We start from the raw sequence: 19,925 nt of genomic DNA on the forward strand, positions 1-19,925 counted from the left end.
AGTGGTGGCGAATTTACAATTTTGAGAGACCCCACTCAGCTCTCAAGGGCAAGACACCTCAGCAAATATGGTTAAACCAAGAGGAACTCTATTTAAAAATGGCTGCGGCCTAGGGAATGAGGACACCAATTGCTTGGGTAAGTTTCGCGAACGTGGTCTAAACTTGGAATAAAACCTTTTAAATATTTTCTCAATTGGGCAATGCCTTCATCATTTTCCTGCCCACAACATACACCAAATATCTGTCGAATATTAGGGTATTTATTACGTAAAGTACTGTCCAGTTCAGGAGTCAAGTCATAAGCTATATTTTGTTTACTATTTAAGTCAATATAGTTGTTATAAACGACCAGTACAGGTGAGCTATGACCATAGGATCGTACTATTTCTAAGAAATCTTCGGGGTTTTCGTCTTTACGTTTATCTAATACCAGAATATAAACAGTATTTTTTGAATAAAAAAATTGATGCAAGGCCTGTTGGATATGCTGCCCTCCGAAATCCCAAAAATTTATTTTGATAACTTTGTTATCTGCGGTTTTTACTCCTTCGTCCCAACATTCTTTTCTAATACCGTGAGTTTCGCTTTCTTTTGGATTGAATTGCTGCTTTGTAAGCCTTTTGTGGAGGCTGGTTTTTCCTACAGAGCCTCGCCCTATTAAGATTATTTTACACTCATTGAGCGGGCGTTTATCTTTGTTTTTCAGGTATGCTATTGTAAATTCTCTACCCTGATTCAGAACGTCAAAAGGTGGGGATTCAATAGTATTACCTTCTAAGTTAACCAAAGGCCGTTTACTTGCTAAATCTTGCTCTTTATCCCTGAATTTTTCATAGTGTAAATCTATTTCGAGTGGAATATTTTCAAAAAAGGTTAATGAGATCTTTTTAATTTGATTGAAACTCAAGTCTAAAAATTTTAAACTTTTAAGTTTGTCAATAAATTTTATATCGCTGATTTCATTATTACGGAGATATAAAAATTCTAATCTGGGAAAATTCTCTAATATACTTATATCTGAAATTAAATTCATTCCAAGTTCTAAAAATTGAAGCTTAGTAAGTTTCTTCAAAAATTGGATATCTTTTATTTCGTTAACCCGAAGATCTAAGGAATTTAAATTCGTAAGATTTTCTAAAAAACTCCCATCAGTTATTCGATTAAAGCAAAGTTCTAATGATTGTAAATTAGTAAGACTTTCTAAAGGAGTCCAGTCATTAATTTTCCATCTTTCCTTATTGTCTCCACCCATACGCAAAAGCTTCAGATTTCGAAGATTCTTTATTGCTGGAGGTATCTGAGTTATAATGTTATACTCATAATTATTTCTGAATTTTGACCAACCATCTACTTTTCTATCCCAATATTCATTACTTAAAATTAGCTCTTCCAGCCAAACACACTCAAAAAGCTCTTCAGGTAGTTCATTCAATCCACAATTTCCTAAATCCAACGAAGAAGCTTTTTTACCACGTTGATAGTTAGCTTTATTTTCGGCAATAAGGCGTAGGGCGAATTCAGACATATATATATTAAGATTAGAAGGCTAAATATACTACATTACTTTACCGCAAAAACTCCACCTTCTCCCCAACCTTCAAAACCGCATTCACGGCCAGTTCATGCACTTTTTTATTGCCAATCTGTACGGTTTGAACGGGTAATTGCCCGTGCAATACGGTGAGGGTGGTTTTCAATTGGGTGCCTTGTTTTTGCTTCGTGCAGGTGCCCCACGCGTAGCCGTTGGACCAGAAAAACGTACCGGGTTGGTCGTTGAAATGAAGGGTTTTTTCTACGCCGGAGTATTGGAAGCCACTCAGTGCCAGCGTGGAAGCCCAGCTGATCATGGCGCGGGCGTAGTGGTGGCCGCACTCGGCTTCGTCGAAGGGGCTGCGCTTGGCTCCGTCGTATCGGTAGCGGATGTTTTGGATGCATTGGAGGCCGTCGTCGGTCATGTTTTCGTAGAGCATACCGATGGCGGCGGTGTATTCAAAACCCGTCATCACTTCTGCAAAATACGGGAACGGCACCGTAGGGCGGCCTTTGGGCCAGCTTGCCATGAGCAGCGCGGGCTCGTCGGCCAGGGCGTAGGAGCGCATGTTGTTGAAATGCTCCGTCAGTGTGGCGCGGTAGTTGTATTTCAAAATGGATTTCAGCGAGGTCTGTACGTTTTGCGGTTTCACCAAATAACCCAAGCCGCACACGTGCGCCATGAATTGTCCCACCAATTGGTCCACCAAACAGCCCTTGGCCAACTGAAACGGCGGAAATTCACCCTGAATGTTGTTCCAACCCGACATCGTGCCCTTGGCAAACTTGCGTCCTACGGGCGACATCACCTGTTGCTCGTAATATTCGCCGTTGAACAAATGTTGGTCGGCCCACGTACTGCCACTCTGAAACAGGGTTTTGCATTGCTGCGCAAAAGCGGCATCGTGCATGGCTTCGGCCATTTTTTCGGAGGCTTTCAACGCCCCCAGATACCAAATTTGCATCTGCGGATTGGGTCCGAAATATTCCACGTCCATGGTGTTGTGCTGCGCCCCGTCCATGACGCCGTCGAGGTTGCCATCCCAGCCGTCGGGCACCCACGCAAAGGCCAGCGCACGTTTGATTTTAGGCCAGTTTTTTTGCAGAAAAGCGGTATTGCCCGACAGTTGCCAATCGCGGTAAAACTTCATGATGGTGCCCATTTGCCCATCGGCGGCGGCCATGCCATTGCCCGCGCCTTTGTTGAGCGGGAGTCCCACCCGAAACTGCATGATGCCCGAGGTGCTGTCGAGGGCGTAGTTAAACTCCACGTCGCGCATGGTTTGGGCCAAATCACCGAACAAAAAAGCCGTAGCCTGCTCGTAGTTCCAAACGTGCGTACACGAACCCGCGCAGGAACCTTCGCTGTCCATGACGCCCTCCCAACCAAACATGCGCCCGTCTTCGGTGCGGAACACGGTTTGGGAGCGTAAGGTGCTGAGATTGAACAGCGCCGCTTCTTTGACGGCTTCGGGATAATCACTTTTTAGGAAGCTGTTGACAAAAAGCAATGTCTCGTTTTCGAGTTGGGGCAATTGCGGCACTGCCTTTTCGGCTACGTCCCACGCGTCGGCGTAGCGGGTGGTGTAGTAGTTGCCCACGCGCTCTTTCGACCACGCAAAGCGGTTGGGGAAATGCCACGTGATAAAGAACGTAAACGACTCGGTTTGTTTGGGTTGAATGGTTTTCTTAACGGCCAACGACGCCATCGGGTCTTCATCGGCGACTTTGGTTTTTTCGGTCAATTTGCCGTCTTCCGTAAAATCGTCCCAAAAATCCAGCAACGCATTCTCCCAGGCGTTGGGCACGGAAGACGTGCGGTAACTGACATCGCCAACGGCATTGGTACTCAGCGCAATGGTGCCCCAAGCGGGGTCGGCTTTGTCCACGCCGTCGGAATACATAAAAATGCCTTGGCCTGTTTTTCCTTGCCGAAATTGATTTTTATTCTGCTTCGCGCCCGACGGATTAAACTCTCCTTTCCACGATTTTGAGCCTTTGGAGCCGTCTTTTCCCACAAAATTACGCATCGACCCCGCCACCGAAACCGTCAGCGGTTGATTGGAGGTATTAGTTACTTCATACGTTAACACCGCAATCGGAATCCCACTGCGCTCGGCATCGCCGGGAATGAGAGGATTGAAGGCTTTGATTTGAACCGTAACGGGTAGTTTCTCGTCCGACAAATTCACTTGACCGAACGGATACGCCGCGTCAAAACTCGCTTTGGCAAAACGCGGCAGCCCGTGATGGTCGACGGGACGCCCTTCCATGTGCTGGTATTCGTGCGTTTCGAGCGGGCCGATGAGGGCTTTGGCTTGGGCAGTTTCTGTTGGTTTTTTAACATAAATGGCGAAGAACGGTGCCATATTGCCCGGCAACGTCGTACTGAATCCTTTTCCCGGACGGTTCATAATCTCCCAATCCTGCAACTGCCCGCGTCCTCCCAATGATACCGTTCCCGTGCCGATGCCGCCGATGGGCATGGCGATGCGCGTGAGGTGCTGCTGGTCGTAATGCTTCAGCGTTGGCCACTTTTGCGGTTTCCAAGGGGTTTGGGCGAGGGCTTGAGTGGCGAAGAGGAGGAAAAGGAGTTTTTTCATGAGGTTGGGGAGGTTTAAGGCAGGCCGTCTTCAATAGATTTGTCACTCTGAAAGAGTCCAAGTATTTGAATTCTATTGTTTTTTAACAAATTTCATTACACTGAGTTACACAGAGCCCCCACAGAGGTTCACAGAGTCTCTTTTTCTCTGTGGTTCTTTTAAAAACGCTCTGTGGCACTCTGTGTAAGTTTATTTTGGAAGTGGCTTGCCTTATTCCATGTCAGAAGCCGTTACAGCGTGTCTTTAATTTCTTTTTTACGTATGATTGAATAAATATCCGTTCTGCGGTCTTTTAGATTTCGGACACTTCCAAACTGATTTAATTCCCGTAACATATCAATATCAACGTCGGCAATTAAAATCATTTCGGTATTTGGGGTAGCTTCCGCTTTTATTCCGTTGGTGGGAAACGAAAAATCGCAGGGGGTAAAAACCATGGATTGGGCATATTGAATATCCATGTTGTGCACTTTTGGCAAGTTTCCAACACTGCCGGCAATGGCCACGTAACATTCATTTTCAATGGCTCGGGCCTGCGCGCAGTTTCGCACCCTTGAATAGCCATTTTGGGTGTCGGTCAGGAAAGGGACAAATAAAATATTCATTCCATCATCGGCCAAAATGCGGCTTAACTCCGGAAACTCAACATCATAGCAGATAAGGATGCCTATTTTTCCGCAATCGGTATCAAAGGTTTGTATGGTGTTACCGCCTTGCATGCCCCATACTTTTGCTTCATCGGGGGTCACATGTAACTTTTCAAATCGTTCAATTCCACCGTCTCTTTTGCATAAATAACCCACATTATACAGACTGTTATCGACAACCTCTGGCATACTGCCCGTAATAATGTTGATGTTGTAGGAGATGGCAAGCTCAGAAAAACGATTAACAATGCGCTCCGTATATTCGGCTAACTTTCGGATGGCTTCCGGTTCGGAGAGATGATTATAATCAGACATCAACGGCGCATTGAAAAACTCAGGAAACAGGGCAAAATCAGACCTATAGCCTGATACCGCATCTACAAAGTATTCCACTTGCTGCATAAGTTCATCGAAGTTGCTGTACAATCTCATTTGCCATTGTATCAGGCCCAATCGGATTACTGACTTTTTAAAGGCCGCCTGATCCGAACTTTTCTCATAATACACATTATCCCACTCAAGCAGTACGGCATATTCATTGGAGTCTGTATCGCCTTCAAGATAGCCTTGCAGGATTCGGGCAGGGTGGAAGTCGTTCGACAATTGAAAATTCAAAACAGGGTCGTGAATTTCTTTGTTTCGTACCTTATCAATGTACTCTTTGGGGGAGATGGTATCGGAATATTGATGGTAATTGGGGATTCGGCCACCAAACACAATCCCTTTTAGGTTTAATTTCTCACAAAGCTCTTTTCGGTAATCATACAAACGCCTTCCCAGTCGCAGGCCCCGAAACTTGGGTTTGATAAATACATCAATTCCGTATAAAACATCTCCTGTATTGGTATGGGTTTTAAAAGTATAATTTCCCGTTATTGCTTTGTACGTATGTTTAGCGTCAACTTTTTCATAGTCCACAATAATTGATAATGCACACCCAGCCAGCTCATTATCGACTCTTATGCCCACTTGCCCCTCATGAAAAATGGTAATCAGTGTTTTGATATGATGTTCTTTCCAATACGCATTCGGCATACTGGAATAGGTCTCTATCATAATCTCTTTGATTTCTTGGTAGTCTTCTTGTGTAAGAAAAACCAATTCGATATTTTCAATTGATTTATTGTCTTTGTTTGCTTCCATGGTGAAATTTCTCTTCGTTTTGCTTGTCTTCCGTATTGTTTATACTGGGAGTTGGATTTGGTTTTAACTAGTTGATTTTAAGTGGTTTGTCTTGTTGATTTCCTTGGATGAACAAACTATGAATGCTTGATATTTTGCTCTGTTATTTGCTAAAATTGCGAACAATATACAGAAGAAACAAAGAAACAGCGGGGAAGTTTTCGTAAACAAAGGCTGAATCCCAACGTGAAAAAACGGTGGCGGCAACTTGGTGAGCTGCTGCCACAATAAATAAGTTGTTGGAAACAAAATAGGAGTGAATTTGAAGAAAATTACCCAATTTAATGCTTCGCGATTTCTTCCAGACTCACGCCCAACATTCTCCTTGCCACGGCATTTAGCGCCATTTTATCGCCTTCAAAGTGATAGGTGCGGCTGCGGTGGGTGAGCGTTTCGCCCTTTTTGAGGGCTTTGGCGGGGGAGGAGGATTCCAATTCATAAAATGGCCCCATTTGCGTGCCGTCTTCTACCGGGCCGTCATTGTAAGAATTGGCTGCGTCGCCTTTGAAGGGCTCTTTCTGGATTTCCCACATCGAGTTTACGTAGTCGCCTGTGGGGTCTAAATCATAGGTGATAATCGTTAAAACCCCTTTTTCGGAATCGTAGCTTCCCATGACGGGCTTGGCAATGCTCGGTGGTAGGCCAATCTTGCTGCGGTGTTTGCCGTCGGCTTTGAAGTATAACACGCTGTCTTCAACGATGAGGCGCTCGGCGGGGACTTTGCCAAAATAGCTGTCGTTGATTTTGCTTTTGTGGTCAGCGCCTCCCACAAATGGCACCACCACGGTGGTTTGGGGCGTAGGATTAAACATCCCCAAAATCCAAATGGAAAGCAGCCCAGTTTCTTTGTTCCAGTCGGGGCCTTGGTTGGTGATGGAATTGACAGTTTCGTAGGCCACTGTTTTTACGTCTTTGAGCGGAAAGTTAATGGTGGTTTCGATGGCTATTTTACTGAGCGCTTCCACGCTGCGGTCGATGACAACGTCGAATTTTGTGCCTGAGTAATTGATCAGCGAGGCAGCTTTGCGAAAAACCGCTTTGGTTTTATCGGAAGAAACCAAATCAAACGGCTCGGAATCAATGACGGTAGGAACCTGCCAATCGTCAAATACGAATTTTTTGCCCTGCTGAAAATAAATGGAGAACTGTCCGCCTTCGGGGCCAATCCAAAAGCGGTCTTCGCCGCCAAATGCGCTCATGTGCGGCGTGAATTTGCCCGATTCGAGGAGTTTATAATTCAACCAGCCGTAGCTGTTGCCAGAAGTGCCATTGGCCGTGGAGGTCATGACGCGCCCCTGCAACGCCCCCACCAAGGCTACTTGCGCAGAGTCATCGTCGGGAGCGGTGAGAACGAGGGTTTGTTGGTGTTTTTTTAAGAATTCGAGGTCGGTGCCGAAAGAGTTTGCAGTAGAAGACATGGTATCATTGTTGGAGGATGAACAGCTTGACATAAACGTCAATACTACCGAGGCTATTCCTAAAGTGACTACGGCGCGGGCCGAACAAATGGTTTTTGAAGCTAAAAACATAGCGGTTCAGGAGTATGGTTGATGTGCTCAAAAGTAGTGAAACCCAGCCAACATACTCATACCAAACGCATAACAAACAATAAGGCCAAAACAGGGGTGCTCTGGCCTTATTGGGGTGATGTTAGAAAATGACTATAATTTATCAGGCGTAATCGGGTCAGGGACTACGTTTTTGACGGGCTTTGTGCTTTTTAAATACGCAAAAATAGCGCGTAAATCTTGGTCCGTCATTTGGATATAATTAGGCCAAGGCATGGGCGGCAGCAAAGGGCGTGCGGTTTTGAGGCCCTTGTACTTGCCTTCGCGCATGGCCGTAAAAAATTGCTCTTCGGTCCATTTGCCAATGCCCGATTCGTCGGAACTGATGTTGCCCGAAAAAGATACCCCCCAAGGCCCGACGGCGGCGGTATTGGTCATGTTGAACAAAACCCACGATGACAATTCTCCCTTGTTTACTTTAGGAAGTTTCATGGAGGCCGGATGCCCGCCTAGCCAGTGATTTGGGTCGGGTTCGGGGCCTTGCTTACCCATGATTTTGGGCGTGTGGCAATCTCCGCAGCCCGCAATGGTGACAAGATACTCTCCTTTTTTGATGAGCGATTCGGTATTGTCGAGCGAAATTTGAGCCGTTTTTTTTGAGGGTGGGTTTTCGTTAGGATTAGTCAGGAATGTTTCTTTCAATGGTACGTTAAAAGCGGTGGCTGCGAACATACACAGCATCCCAGCAAGCATTGTTTTCATGGTTCTGATGGTTGTTAATGGAAATGATTATGACTGATTTTCGGGGACAAAACAATCCGAAATTGGCCCAGAAATCAATTCTACTGGCGGTGAATTGAGCGATTTTGGACATCAGTTGTAAAAAAACTCCGGTGAATGGCGGGCTATGCGCCATTGTTCAAAAACCAGTGCAAAAAACATACGGAATACTAAATTGGAGCTTAATTAGGCGCTTTTGAAGAAGGTAATAAGTAAATACTCCGTCTCTAATCCTCTTGTAAACAGTTTTGCTACAACTATTTTTTCGTTCACAAAAACAACTCAGCCTTTCATGAAATCCATTCCATCACTCGTTTATCTTGCGCTTTTCGGGGCCATTTTGGCCGCCTGCAAAACCGACAAAAAAGAATCGACCCGAACCACATTTTTTGACACAGCAGGCATGGACACCACTGTAAATCCAGCCGATGATTTTTTTAGTTATGCCTCGGGCAACTGGCTGAAAAACACCCAAATCCCCGCCGACCAAACGGGCTGGGGTTCTTTTTATACCCTCTACGAAGAAAACCTCAACAAACTTCACAGTATTTTGGAGGAAAGTCTCAAAACAACGCATCCGAAGGGGAGTTTGGAACAAAAAGTGAGTGATTATTACCGGTCTGGGATGGATACCGTCACCATCGAAAAGAAGGGAATCGAGCCAATTAAGGCTTATTTGGCCGAGATTGACCGTCTCAAAACGCCGCAAGAAATCATGGATTATACGGCCAAACTGGAGTCGCCGGGGGGCGTATGGGTGGGGTATTATGTGGCCGCCGACGAAAAAAATCCGGGCTACAATGCCTTGCAGCTTGCCCAAACGGCGCTTTCGTTGCCCGAAAAAGACTACTATTTTCGCACCGATGCCGAAACCAAAAAAATACGAGACGCCTATAAAAAATACATCGCAAAGCTGTTTACCCTTTCGGGCGTAGACTCGACGGCTGCGAAGAAAAAAGCCGAAACGATATTGGCCCTCGAAACCGAAATCGCCAAGTCGCACCGCAGTCCAGTGGAGTTGAGAAACCCCGAGCTGAATTATAACAAGTTTGCCATTAAAGACTTCTCCGCCTTGACACCCGGCATCGACTGGGCGCGGTTTGTGAAAACGATGGGTGCCCAAACGGATACCCTCATCGTGGGGCAGCCCGATTATTACAAGGCCCTGAGTGGATTGCTAAAAACGCAGCCGTTGGAGGTCTTGAAAGACCGAATGAAACTGTCGGTGCTGTCGGGAGCGGCGTCTTCGTTGACCAAAGCGTTTCGCGATACGCAATTTGAGTTTTACGGCAAAACCCTCAACGGACAGCAGGTGCCAAATGCCCGCTGGAAACAAATTACCAATGCCGTCGACGGAGGATTGGGCGATTTATTGGGGCAATTGTTTACGCAAAAATACTTCACCGCCGATGCCAAAGCGCGCATGAATGAGCTGGTCAACAACTTGCAGGATGTGTACCGCGACCGCATCAAACGCCTCGACTGGATGTCGGATTCGACCAAGACCGAAGCCGTGAAAAAATTGGATGCGTTTATCAAAAAAATTGGTTATCCCGACAAATGGAAAGATTATGCCGAAGTGGAAATTGTCAGCGATAACTATTTTGCCAACAAACGAGCGATTGCCATTTACGAAGGAAAACGCGATTTGGCGAAAGTTGGCAAACCCGTTGACAAAACCGAATGGGGCATGACGGCCCCCACCGTCAACGCGTATTATAACCCTACATTCAACGAAATTGTATTTCCAGCGGGGATTCTTCAGTTTCCGTTTTTTGACAATGCCGCCGACGATGCCATCAACTATGGAGCCATCGGTGCCGTGATTGGCCACGAAATGACGCACGGATTTGACGACCAGGGACGCCAATATAACTACATGGGAATGTTGAAAAACTGGTGGAAACCCGCCGACGGTGATAAATTTAAGCGCAAAGCGATGGTAGTGGTGAAGCAGTACAGCGGCTACAAAGTACTAGTCAACATGAGCGTAAATGGCGAGTTGACTTTGGGCGAAAACCTTGCCGATATTGGCGGGCTTTCGATTGCTTATGAGGCGTTTATGAAGACCAAACAGGCCCAAAGCGGCGAAAAAATCGACGGTTTTACGCCACAACAGCGCTTCTTCTTGGGGTTTGCGCAGGTATGGCGTATCAAAACCCGCGACGAAACCATGCGGATGCGCATCACCATGGACCCGCACTCGCCTGAGTTGTTTAGGGTAAACGGCCCGTTGGCGAATATGCCCGAATTTTATGAAGCGTTCAACGTAAAACCGACCAATAAACTGTACCGTCCAGATAGCTTGCGTGTGCGTATTTGGTAGTGATTAAAAAACCGCCCGTTGACGAAAAACGACGTCAGCGGGCGGTTGATGTGTCTTAAATAATAAACTCCATGTTCAAAAAATTAGTCTTTCTTTTCATCATTACGGCATCGTCGGCGCGCGCGCAACAGGCTTTATTTTCCACGAAAGGCATTCAGCCCGCGATGTGCGTAGGAGAGAATGAATCCATTGAAATGGTGTTTGGAAAAGGGAACGCTTTTTATTATTCTTTTTCAAAAGACAAAGGGGTTTCTTTTTCAACGCCTGAGCTAGTAGACAGCCTTCAGGGGCTGCATTTAGGCGTATCGAGGGGACCACAGATTGCGTCTTCGCGCCAATCGACGGTGATTACGGCCATTGACAAAGCGGGAAATGTCTATGCTTACGTGCGCAATCGTACTACTGGAAAATGGCAGAATCGCCTCATGGTCAATGATGTGCCCGAAATTGCCAAAGAAGGTTTTAATGCGCTGGCAAGTGATGGGAAAGGGACTTTTTGGGTGATTTGGCTTGATTTGAGAGACGACAAACAAAACAAGATTTTTGGGGCCTCCTCCAGCGACGGCGGCTTGACTTGGGGTAAAAATAAGCTCATTTATCGCTCCCCCGACGCCACGGTTTGTGAGTGTTGTCAGCCGTCCATTCTCATGCGCGACCAGCGCGTGTATGTTATGTTCCGAAACTGGATCAGTGGCGCGAGGGATATGTACGTCACCGCCTCGGAGGATGCTGGAAAAACCTTTTTGCCTGCCGTGAAAATGGGGGAAGGTACTTGGAAACTCAACGCTTGCCCGATGGATGGCGGCGGCATGAGTGTGGATGAAAAAGGGGGATTTATGTCCGTTTGGCGACGTGAAAATCAGCTTTTTACGTCAAAAATTGGGGGGGCAGAACAGCCTTTGGGCCAAGGCCGTAATGCTTCTGTTGCCACGAGCACGCAACACTCTTTTATCGTTTGGCACGATAAAGGGCAAGTTTGGCTCAGTTCATCTACGCAAACACAACCCCTGAATTTGGGAGCGGGGCGGTATCCGCGCGTGGTGATGCTCAATCCGCGCTTGGCTTTTTGCACCTGGGAAGACAAAGAAGCTATCAAAGGAATGATTTTGACGGGGGAATAAAATTGGATTGTCTTTTTGGTATGTATCTATTTTGACTTATTACTCTACAAGGTAAGTTATATGCCTGTAAATAGGTATTTTGTGATTGACCGCTTGATAACTTTTTTTGGCATTAATCTTCAAAATGGTATATCTTGTGTCTGTAAATAATTTTATAGGATATTTATTCTTTTAGCGCATCGTTTGTCCTTGTGTTTTTAAAGTTCGTATGTACTTACTCAACGTTATGATATATTTCCAATGGTTTTCCCGAAAAGAAACTACTTTTTTATTTTCAAACTTGGTTTTTTTGCGCTGATTATTTCTGTACTGAATGGGTGTAATGAAGCCGAAAATGGTAAGGGTCGACGAAAGGTGTATGTTGAAAAGAAAAACGGTAAGTATGCATTAATCAAAGACGGAAAGCCTTTTTTTATTAAGGGTGCTTCGGGGTATTCGTACTGCTCGGTTCTGAAAGAATCGGGCGGTAATACCCTGCGGACTTGGGATACTACCCACCTAGCCGTGATTCTGGACAGTGCGCTGGCCAATAACCTCAGCGTAATTGTGGGGCTATACCTGCCCAACTACCATGAAACTTCGTTTTTCAATAATCCAGTGCAAGCGGCCAAAATGCACAAAGATTATAGCGCCGTGGTGAAGCGATTTAAGCATCACCCAGCCCTGCTGATGTGGTCAATCGGGAATGAGGTCATTTTTCCGTACAATCCTTCTTACAACAATTTTTACAAGGTATATAATGGCTTGGTCGATATGATTCATCAGGATGACCCTGACCATCCGATTACGACTGTTCTTCTCAATTTTGATAAAAAATCGATTCTAAATCTGGTGGTTCGTTGCGACATCGATATCATCTCATTCAATATTTATAACCGAATAAACACCCTCCGCGATGATTTGGATTGGTTCAAATGGTTTTGGAGTGGCCCTTATTTACTGTCGGAGTGGGGTATCGATGGCCCTTGGGAAGGAACCAAACAAACCGCTTGGGGCGCGTATCTTGAACTTAATTCGACCGAAAAAGCAGCGCGATGTCTGACTCGCTACCAGCAATATATGCCCCTTGAAGATTCTCGTTTTTTTGGTTCGTGTCTGTTTTATTGGGGACATAAACAAGAAGGTACGCATACATGGTTTAGTCTTTTTGATGAGGCGGGCGCTCACTCCGAAACCGTGGGTACGATGAAATCCCTTTGGACTGGGAAAGCTTACAAACACGAATTTCCGACGGTCAAAACCATGGCGCTTAATTCAAAAAAGGCCAAAGATAATATTTTGCTGACGGCCAATGCTCCGTCTACGGCGGAGGTGCTGTTGGATTCGTTAGGAGGAGAAATTAAAACAATAAAGTGGCAATTGTTCAAAGAAGATTGGCTGCGAATAAACAATCAGGCCAATACCAAAAAGCTCACGCCGCTGTCGCAACTCAACAAAAACTCGACAGAGCTTAAAGTCACTTTTACAACTCCCGATGAGGAAGGGCCCTACCGGATTTTTGCTACCATTTATAACACTCAGGGAAATTTTGCGACTTGTAACATCCCTTTTTACGTAGTTAGTCCGCCATGAAAAATCAGTTGTTGATAAAACCACCCACCAAGCGGGAATTGCTCACCCTGAGGCTCATGATTCTTTTGGGGCTGGTGTCGATGGCGTTTTTTATGGCCAATTTGTTGGCGGAGTCCGTTCGGGGAAACGGGGCGCTGTACGCGATGTTGATGACGGCTTTCTTTTTTTCCTGTCTCACCATCCTTTACGAATGGTACCACTATTTTAGCATCACAATTCCGAAGGTTCCGCCTGTCAATAAGACCTATACCGTCGATATTTTCACCACCTTTTGTGCGGGAGAGCCTTATGAAATGATTGAGGAAACCCTGCGGGCGATTGTTGCCATAACCTATCCGCACACTACCTATCTGTGCGACGAAGCCGACGATCCTTACCTCAAACGTCTTTGTGCACAGTTGGGGGTACATCACGTTACCCGCCTAGAAAAAAAGAATGCCAAAGCGGGTAATATCAACAATGCTTTGCGCCAATCATCGGGGGAGCTTTGCGTTGTTTTGGACCCCGACCATGTACCCTCTCCCGATTTTCTGGACCCGATTGTGTCGCATTTTAATGATTCTGCCATTGGGTTTGTCCAGATTGTTCAGGCCTATAAAAACAGCGAAGAGAGCTTTATCGCCAAAGGTGCCGCGCAGCAGACCTACCAGTTTTATGGCCCGATGATGATGACCATGAACCACTATGGAACCGTGCTGGCCATTGGGGCCAATTGCACCTTCCGGCGCACGGCGCTCGAATCCATCGGGGGGCACGCCGCGGGCCTTGCCGAGGATATGCATACCGCCATGCAGCTCCACGCAAAAGGCTGGAAATCAGTCTATGTGCCTGCTGTGCTGGCCCGGGGGTTGGTGCCGTCTACCTTGTCGGCGTATTATAAACAACAACTAAAATGGTCTAGGGGGGTGTTTGATTTGTTGGTCACTGTCTACCCCAAGTTGTTTACGCAATTTACCCTGCGCCAGAAGATTCATTATGCACTGATTCCGCTTCATTACCTTTCGGGGATTATTTTCTTTCTCAATTTTTTGATTCCTATCCTTTCGCTCTGCTTTCATACCAGTCCGATGAAGATGGATATTACGGAGTTTGGTTTAATCGCCTTGCCTTTCCTGACCGTGGTCGTTCTTATCAGGCAATTCGTGCAATGGTGGGTAATGGAAGATACCGAGCGAGGGTTTCATGTGATAGGCGGGCTTTTGATGATTGGTACTTGGTGGGTGTTTATTCTGGGTTTTTTGTACACCCTATTTGGGGTAAAAGTACCCTACGTACCCACACCCAAGGATGGAAAAGAGGCAAACAATTGGCCCTTAAATATTCCTAATATCATCATTTTGTTGCTGTCCCTATTTTCCATTAGTTATGGATTGTATACCGATTGGAATCCCTACAACCTAACCATGTCGGTATTTGCGGGCCTGAACGCCGTGTTTATGGGTTTTACGGTTTTGATAAGCAGACAGCCCCAATTTCGAATCTTGGCCGTTCGGCATAAACGGCTGAACTCTGGGTTGCTGTTTCTTCGGGAAGTCAAGGGGCATTTCTGGATTATCAGGCGTCGTATCTACACCGTTGTCAGACGTACTCCGCTGTTGTTATCAATTCTTCTGACCTGTCCTATTATTTACATGGTTCACTTCCGACAGAAAGGACTGCCGCCGACGATTTATAAGGACCATCGGGTAAACTTTTTTTTGACCGGAATAGACGCGCGTTCGGTCAACACTATGGGCACAGCTTTTCCCTTGAGTGGAGAGAATAAAACCCATTTTGACATCCTCTCATTTCATGTTCGCTGGGCAAGTGGCTATTTGCCCACCCGTACTTTAGATTCTGTATACCGTAACGGCTCCTTGCCCATGATTACGTGGGTACTCCCTTCGCGCCTTTCTGACAATGCCAGCGTTTTTGAGCGAATCACAAACGGAAATGAGGATGCATATCTTTTGCAGTTCTGCCGTCAGTTTAAGGCGTTGAATCGCCCTGTCTTTATCTGTTTTGCTCCCGAAGTCGACAATCTGCCGAATCCCGCGCCAAACACCGCTGAGGCGTTTAGGGCCGCGTGGAAATACATGCACGATTTTTTTCGCAATCAGGGATTATACCGGGTGATTTGGGTGTGGAATCCAGGGACGCCTGAGTCAATCGACCACTATTTTCCGGGCGGTCAGTACGTGGATTGGATGGCCGTCAGTAGCCTAAACGAAGCCCGTGATTCTTTACCCATTAAAAAGCAGTATTGGGCTTTTCATAAACATCCCGTTTTTCAATCAGAACTTCCCGTAATGCTGGTAGAAAACGAAACTCAGTCGTTGTCCGGCAAAGAGGTTAAATCCATCCGTGCTTCATTTTCTGAAATTAAAGCTGTGGTCATTTCGGGCAGGACGGCGGGGCCATTTGGTAGACTCCGACGCATCAACGACCTAACCGATGCGTCGGGTAGGTTGGTGAGGAAACAAAATCGCTTTCAGAAAGCAAAGATTGAGCCTATTCCCAAGCTCCTGACATCGTACGGGACGGCACCCCAAAAGGTAGCGTCAACAACAATCCAAAGGGCCTTTTTTGTAGGAACTAAAGGCATCAATTATACCAAAGCCCAAGATTGGGTCAAGAGCCCCAATCCTTTCAGAATGAGTGAGTTGTTGGAGGATTTTTACGAAATGAAAACCCTCGGTATCAACACCGTAAAACACAGCGGTCCGGGCATCTACGACCGAAATATCATCAGGGCCGCCGAAGAAACGGGCATGAAGGTGAATTTTAGTTTTTGGATTGACGACCACCTCGATTTTGTGGAAGAAAAAAATAAATTGGAACAAGTCAGGGCGGATATTCTTGCGGTCGTCAGTTCGTACAAAGACAACAAAAATATCATTGGCTGGAACATCGGTAACGCCGTTTTTCAAGAGCTTCAGTTTCGGTATTTCAAACCTGATTTGATTATTCAGCGAGATGCCTACCTGTTTTTTGTTAAAAATCTGGTGCGCAATATCAAGCAGATTGACCCCTCACGCCCCGTTACGATTGATGTCACGTTGGCGGAGGATTTACCCAAAACGGTTCACCAAATGCACCGACTGATGCCCGAGGTGGATGCATTCGGCATTAAAGTGAAGGCCTCTCCAGCGGCTGATATGCGTTTGCTAAAAGAACTAAGCGTTCCGTATTTTTTTAGGAGTATAACTGTGGCCCAATATGCTGCGTTGGAACCCCAAAAAACGGGGGTATTTATTACCAATTGGCAAGACGTAGTTAATAGTGGATTGGTCAATTTTGACGGAATAAAAGATTTTCGACGACGACTAAAAATGCCTTTTATGCAGTTGCGCCACCTCTGGAAAGGCACCAAAGCCCCCGCACCGCCGCCGATGGTGTCAATTTTAAAGCCTGCATTGGCCACCATTCCCGCCACTAAGCTTACCTATCACGCCTTGGTGCACAAAGAATCTCAATGGTATTTGGCCGATTCAGTCCAGACAAACGTACAGTTTGAGTGGAAATTGGTTCAAATAGGTCGGTTTGAGCAGGCATTGTCCATGAAAGAACTCGGAAATGGACCTAAAATACAGGTCAAAATTCCCGAAAACCCTTCAATGTATCGACTTTATCTTTACGTCGTTGAGGGAACGACGGTTGTTGATATTGTCCAAACAACCTTAAATACCCCGTTGGTTGTCAATAAAAAACATCCAGTGGGGGAAAGGCTTTAGTGTAGTACTGTGGTTGTCTTTTTATTCAATGGTATAGCTAAAAAAATGTTATCAGTAGATTAAAAGAGAAGAATCCCTAAAATACCATTGATTGGTAAAATTGTACTCAAATAAAAAGCCGCAACTGGTTGATTTTCAACAAGTTGCGGCTTAGCGTGTGGGCCCAGCAGGGCTCGAACCTGCGACCACCTGATTCACTTTCCTTCGATTTCCCGAAGTAGTAGGACTATCTCACCACCCATTCCGAACAGAATTGGAATTAGGGTGAGGGGCGTTAATAGAAGCTTATCGGTTGGTTTCCTCACTTCTTAGTCTCTGCACCTTCCAAGTTACTCTTAAACCTTTCACTTGGCTTGGCTCAGGATTACCATCGGCGTTACCCGTTAAGGTTTCCCTGAATTAACCCCTTTCACGTCTGATAATTACTTATCAGTGGCACCGGCGACAATTATTAATGAACTGTCTTTGATGAGTCAGATGCTCTAACCAACTGAGCTATGGGCCCGAAATACCTCTCGGTATTTTGTGGGTGCAAAAGTATGATAATACGACTGTATTTGCAAAATTGGTCGGTGATTTTTATGTGACAAGCCCCCAAAAACGACTTCTTCGTAGACTATTACGCCAATGTGTGCGTTGAAAATTGAACAAATGTTGACGCTCACCCTAAGAAAATTGCCTTATTACCAGATGTAAATGGAAATTTCCTTAGTTTAGCACCTTCTTCAACCTATGCTTGCAACGTAATTATGGCTAAAAAACTTCCTTCAGCGTATGCCCATCCTTACGCGATAGACCCCCGTTTCAAAAAATCGGTTGCTTATTTTTCGATGGAATTTGCCATTGACCAAGCCCTCAAAACGTACTCAGGAGGGCTGGGATTTCTGGCGGGCTCGCACATGAAAAGCGCCCATGATTTGCGTCAGAATCTCATCGGTATCGGTATCTTGTGGAAACATGGGTACTATGACCAAGTGCGGGCCACCGACAACAGCATGGTGCCGCAGTTTCGGGAAAAAATGTATAGTTTCCTGAAAGACACTGGCGTACGATTTCAAATCACCATTGCTTACCAACCCGTTTGGGTAGCGGCTTATTTTTTGGACCCGAAGTTGTTTGGAACGGTCCCGATGTTTTTTTTAACGACCGACACCGACGGAAACGAGCCTTGGGCCCGCCAAATTTCCTATCATCTTTATGATTCGGATGCCGCCGTGAAAGTGATGCAATGTATGCTTTTGGGCATCGGTGGGGCCAAGTTTTTGGATGAAATCGGTTACGAACCCGATGTTTATCATCTCAACGAAGCCCACGCGGTATCGTCGGTATATTATTTGTACAAAAAGCTGGGCAAACGGGAGTCGGTCAAAAAAAGATTGGTCTTTACGACCCACACGCCCGAAGAAGCAGGCAACGAAAAACACGATATTCACTTTTTGGAGAGTTTAAGTTTTTTTGCGGGCGTTCCGCTGCACAGTGTTCGAAAGATAACGGGTATCGGTCCGCACGATACCGTTTTTAGTCATTCGTTGGCGGCGCTGCGGCTGAGTCATCAGGCCAATGCGGTTTCCAAATTGCACGGCGAAGTGTCGCGAAGAATGTGGAGCGTAGCGGGGGATATTTGTGAGATTACGCACGTGACCAATTCGCAACATAAAGCCTCTTGGGTAGACGCAGAACTCGAAAAAGCCCGCATTAAAAGCGATTTGGACGGGTTGGAAAACCGCAAAAAGGAACTCAAACGGGAGCTTTTCAAAACCGTTGCCGACCAGGTTGGTAAGTTGTTTGACCCCAATATTTTGACGGTCGTTTGGGCCCGACGTTTTGCCGCCTACAAGCGCCCCGAGCTCCTTACCCGCGACCGCGAGCGCTTTGACCGACTCATACGAAATAAAGATTTTCCGATTCAGTTTATCTGGGCGGGAAAGCCGTACCCAAAAGACGAAGGTGCCATTTATACCTTCAATCAACTGTTTTATCTGAGTCATTTATACCCAAATATGGCGGTGTTGACGGGCTACGAATTGGCGTTGTCGAAAGAGTTGAAACAAGGCTCTGATGTGTGGCTCAATACCCCGATTGTTCCGCGTGAGGCGTCGGGAACGAGCGGCATGACGGCGGCCATGAACGCTAGTCTGAATTTTTCAACCTACGACGGCTGGGTGTGTGAGTTTTCAAGGCACGGTGAGAATTCTTTCATTGTGCCCGTGGCGTCGGAATCGGCCCGCGACTGGGAAGACATGTCGAATATGTTGGATGTGTTGGAAAATGAAATATTGCCGCTTTATTACGAGCGTCCCAATGATTGGCAGGAAATGGTTTTGCGCAGCATGAACGAAGTTGGGGGCTTTTTCAACTCTGACCGCATGGCGGCGGAGTATTACGAGAAAGTGTATAAGTAAGTAAAACGGTGAATCACGCAAAGGCGCAGAGAAAAGGCATACAGTTTTCCTCTGCGCCTTTGCGTGATTTATAGATACAGGTCGCAATTGATTTCAGTGTCATCGACTTTTGCGCCCATTTTTTTGTAAAATTCGATGGCTTCTTTGTTCCAATTGGAAACTTGCCAGCGGACTTTTTTGCACTGTTCCGCGTTGGCGTAATCAATCAGTCTGTCAAGCAATTGAGTGCCGATTTGGTGGCCTCTGAATTCCTTTTTTACGTACAAATCATCCAGATACAGCGCCTTGCCCGACCATGAATAATAGGCCATGAAAAAAGAGGCAAAACCAATGAGTTGGGCATCTTCTTTCTCAACCACAAGACACTGAAAAAGGTCTTTGTTTTCCAGCATTTGGTCGAGGGTAATGGTTACTTTTTCGGGCGTTTTTTGAAACACCGCGAATTCCTGAATCAGTTGGAAAATAGCAGCAAAATCCTCTGGCGTTCCTTTGCGAATCACAATGTTCATGCGAGTTGTTAAATTGATTGTACAAAATAAC

The 19,925-nt window shown here is 46.0% G+C and carries 11 protein-coding genes; 5 read left to right on the forward strand and 6 right to left on the reverse strand.

The window, feature by feature from the left end; translation table 11 throughout:
* Window positions 1-92 precede the first annotated feature (92 nt).
* From DVG78_RS06930 to DVG78_RS06950, 5 genes are all read right to left on the reverse strand, one after another.
* Window positions 93-1,526: a leucine-rich repeat domain-containing protein gene (locus DVG78_RS06930; protein ID WP_114460382.1), complete on the reverse strand. Its 1,434-nt coding sequence runs from the start codon at window positions 1,524-1,526 to the stop codon at window positions 93-95.
* 40 nt (window positions 1,527-1,566) lie between these two features.
* Window positions 1,567-4,134 carry a GH116 family glycosyl-hydrolase gene (locus DVG78_RS06935; protein WP_114460383.1) on the reverse strand — a complete coding sequence of 856 codons (2,568 nt, stop codon included), beginning with the start codon at window positions 4,132-4,134 and terminating at the stop codon, window positions 1,567-1,569.
* A 230-nt stretch (window positions 4,135-4,364) separates the two neighbouring features.
* Window positions 4,365-5,924, reverse strand: coding sequence for a carbon-nitrogen hydrolase family protein (locus tag DVG78_RS06940; RefSeq protein WP_114460384.1), 1,560 nt, complete (start codon window positions 5,922-5,924; stop codon window positions 4,365-4,367).
* A gap of 320 nt (window positions 5,925-6,244) precedes the next feature.
* On the reverse strand, window positions 6,245-7,492 hold the full coding sequence (locus DVG78_RS06945; protein WP_229598156.1) for a DUF6786 family protein: 1,248 nt from the start codon (window positions 7,490-7,492) through the stop codon (window positions 6,245-6,247).
* Window positions 7,493-7,624: 132 nt separating this feature from the next.
* Complete coding sequence (locus DVG78_RS06950) at window positions 7,625-8,233, reverse strand: c-type cytochrome (RefSeq protein WP_229598157.1); 609 nt, start codon at window positions 8,231-8,233, stop codon at window positions 7,625-7,627.
* 310 nt (window positions 8,234-8,543) lie between these two features.
* On the opposite strand from DVG78_RS06950, the gene DVG78_RS06955 reads away from it, so the two are divergent.
* The 5 genes from DVG78_RS06955 (at window position 8,544) to glgP (ending at window position 19,385) form a co-directional block, all read left to right on the forward strand.
* On the forward strand, window positions 8,544-10,577 hold the full coding sequence (locus tag DVG78_RS06955) for a M13 family metallopeptidase (protein ID WP_114460385.1): 2,034 nt from the start codon (window positions 8,544-8,546) through the stop codon (window positions 10,575-10,577).
* Window positions 10,578-10,648: 71 nt separating this feature from the next.
* Entirely contained in the window at window positions 10,649-11,698 is a 1,050-nt protein-coding gene (locus DVG78_RS06960) for a sialidase family protein (protein WP_114460386.1), read from the forward strand.
* 240 nt (window positions 11,699-11,938) lie between these two features.
* Window positions 11,939-13,270 carry a glycoside hydrolase family 2 TIM barrel-domain containing protein gene (locus DVG78_RS06965; protein WP_114460387.1) on the forward strand — a complete coding sequence of 444 codons (1,332 nt, stop codon included), beginning with the start codon at window positions 11,939-11,941 and terminating at the stop codon, window positions 13,268-13,270.
* The gene (locus tag DVG78_RS06970) at window positions 13,267-16,983 is read left to right on the forward strand and encodes a glycosyltransferase (RefSeq protein ID WP_114460388.1); all 3,717 of its coding nucleotides are present in this window, start codon (window positions 13,267-13,269) and stop codon (window positions 16,981-16,983) included. The genes DVG78_RS06965 and DVG78_RS06970 overlap by 4 nt, the downstream gene beginning before the upstream one ends.
* A 749-nt stretch (window positions 16,984-17,732) precedes the next feature.
* Complete coding sequence (gene glgP / locus DVG78_RS06975; protein WP_114460389.1) at window positions 17,733-19,385, forward strand: alpha-glucan family phosphorylase; 1,653 nt, start codon at window positions 17,733-17,735, stop codon at window positions 19,383-19,385.
* 68 nt (window positions 19,386-19,453) lie between these two features.
* On the opposite strand, the gene DVG78_RS06980 is transcribed toward glgP, so the two are convergent.
* Window positions 19,454-19,894 (reverse strand): GNAT family N-acetyltransferase, encoded by a 441-nt coding sequence (locus DVG78_RS06980; RefSeq protein WP_114460390.1) that lies wholly within the window; start codon window positions 19,892-19,894, stop codon window positions 19,454-19,456.
* Window positions 19,895-19,925 lie beyond the last annotated feature (31 nt).

It is taken from the genome of Runella aurantiaca (assembly GCF_003339505.1).
Classification (GTDB): domain Bacteria; phylum Bacteroidota; class Bacteroidia; order Cytophagales; family Spirosomataceae; genus Runella; species Runella aurantiaca.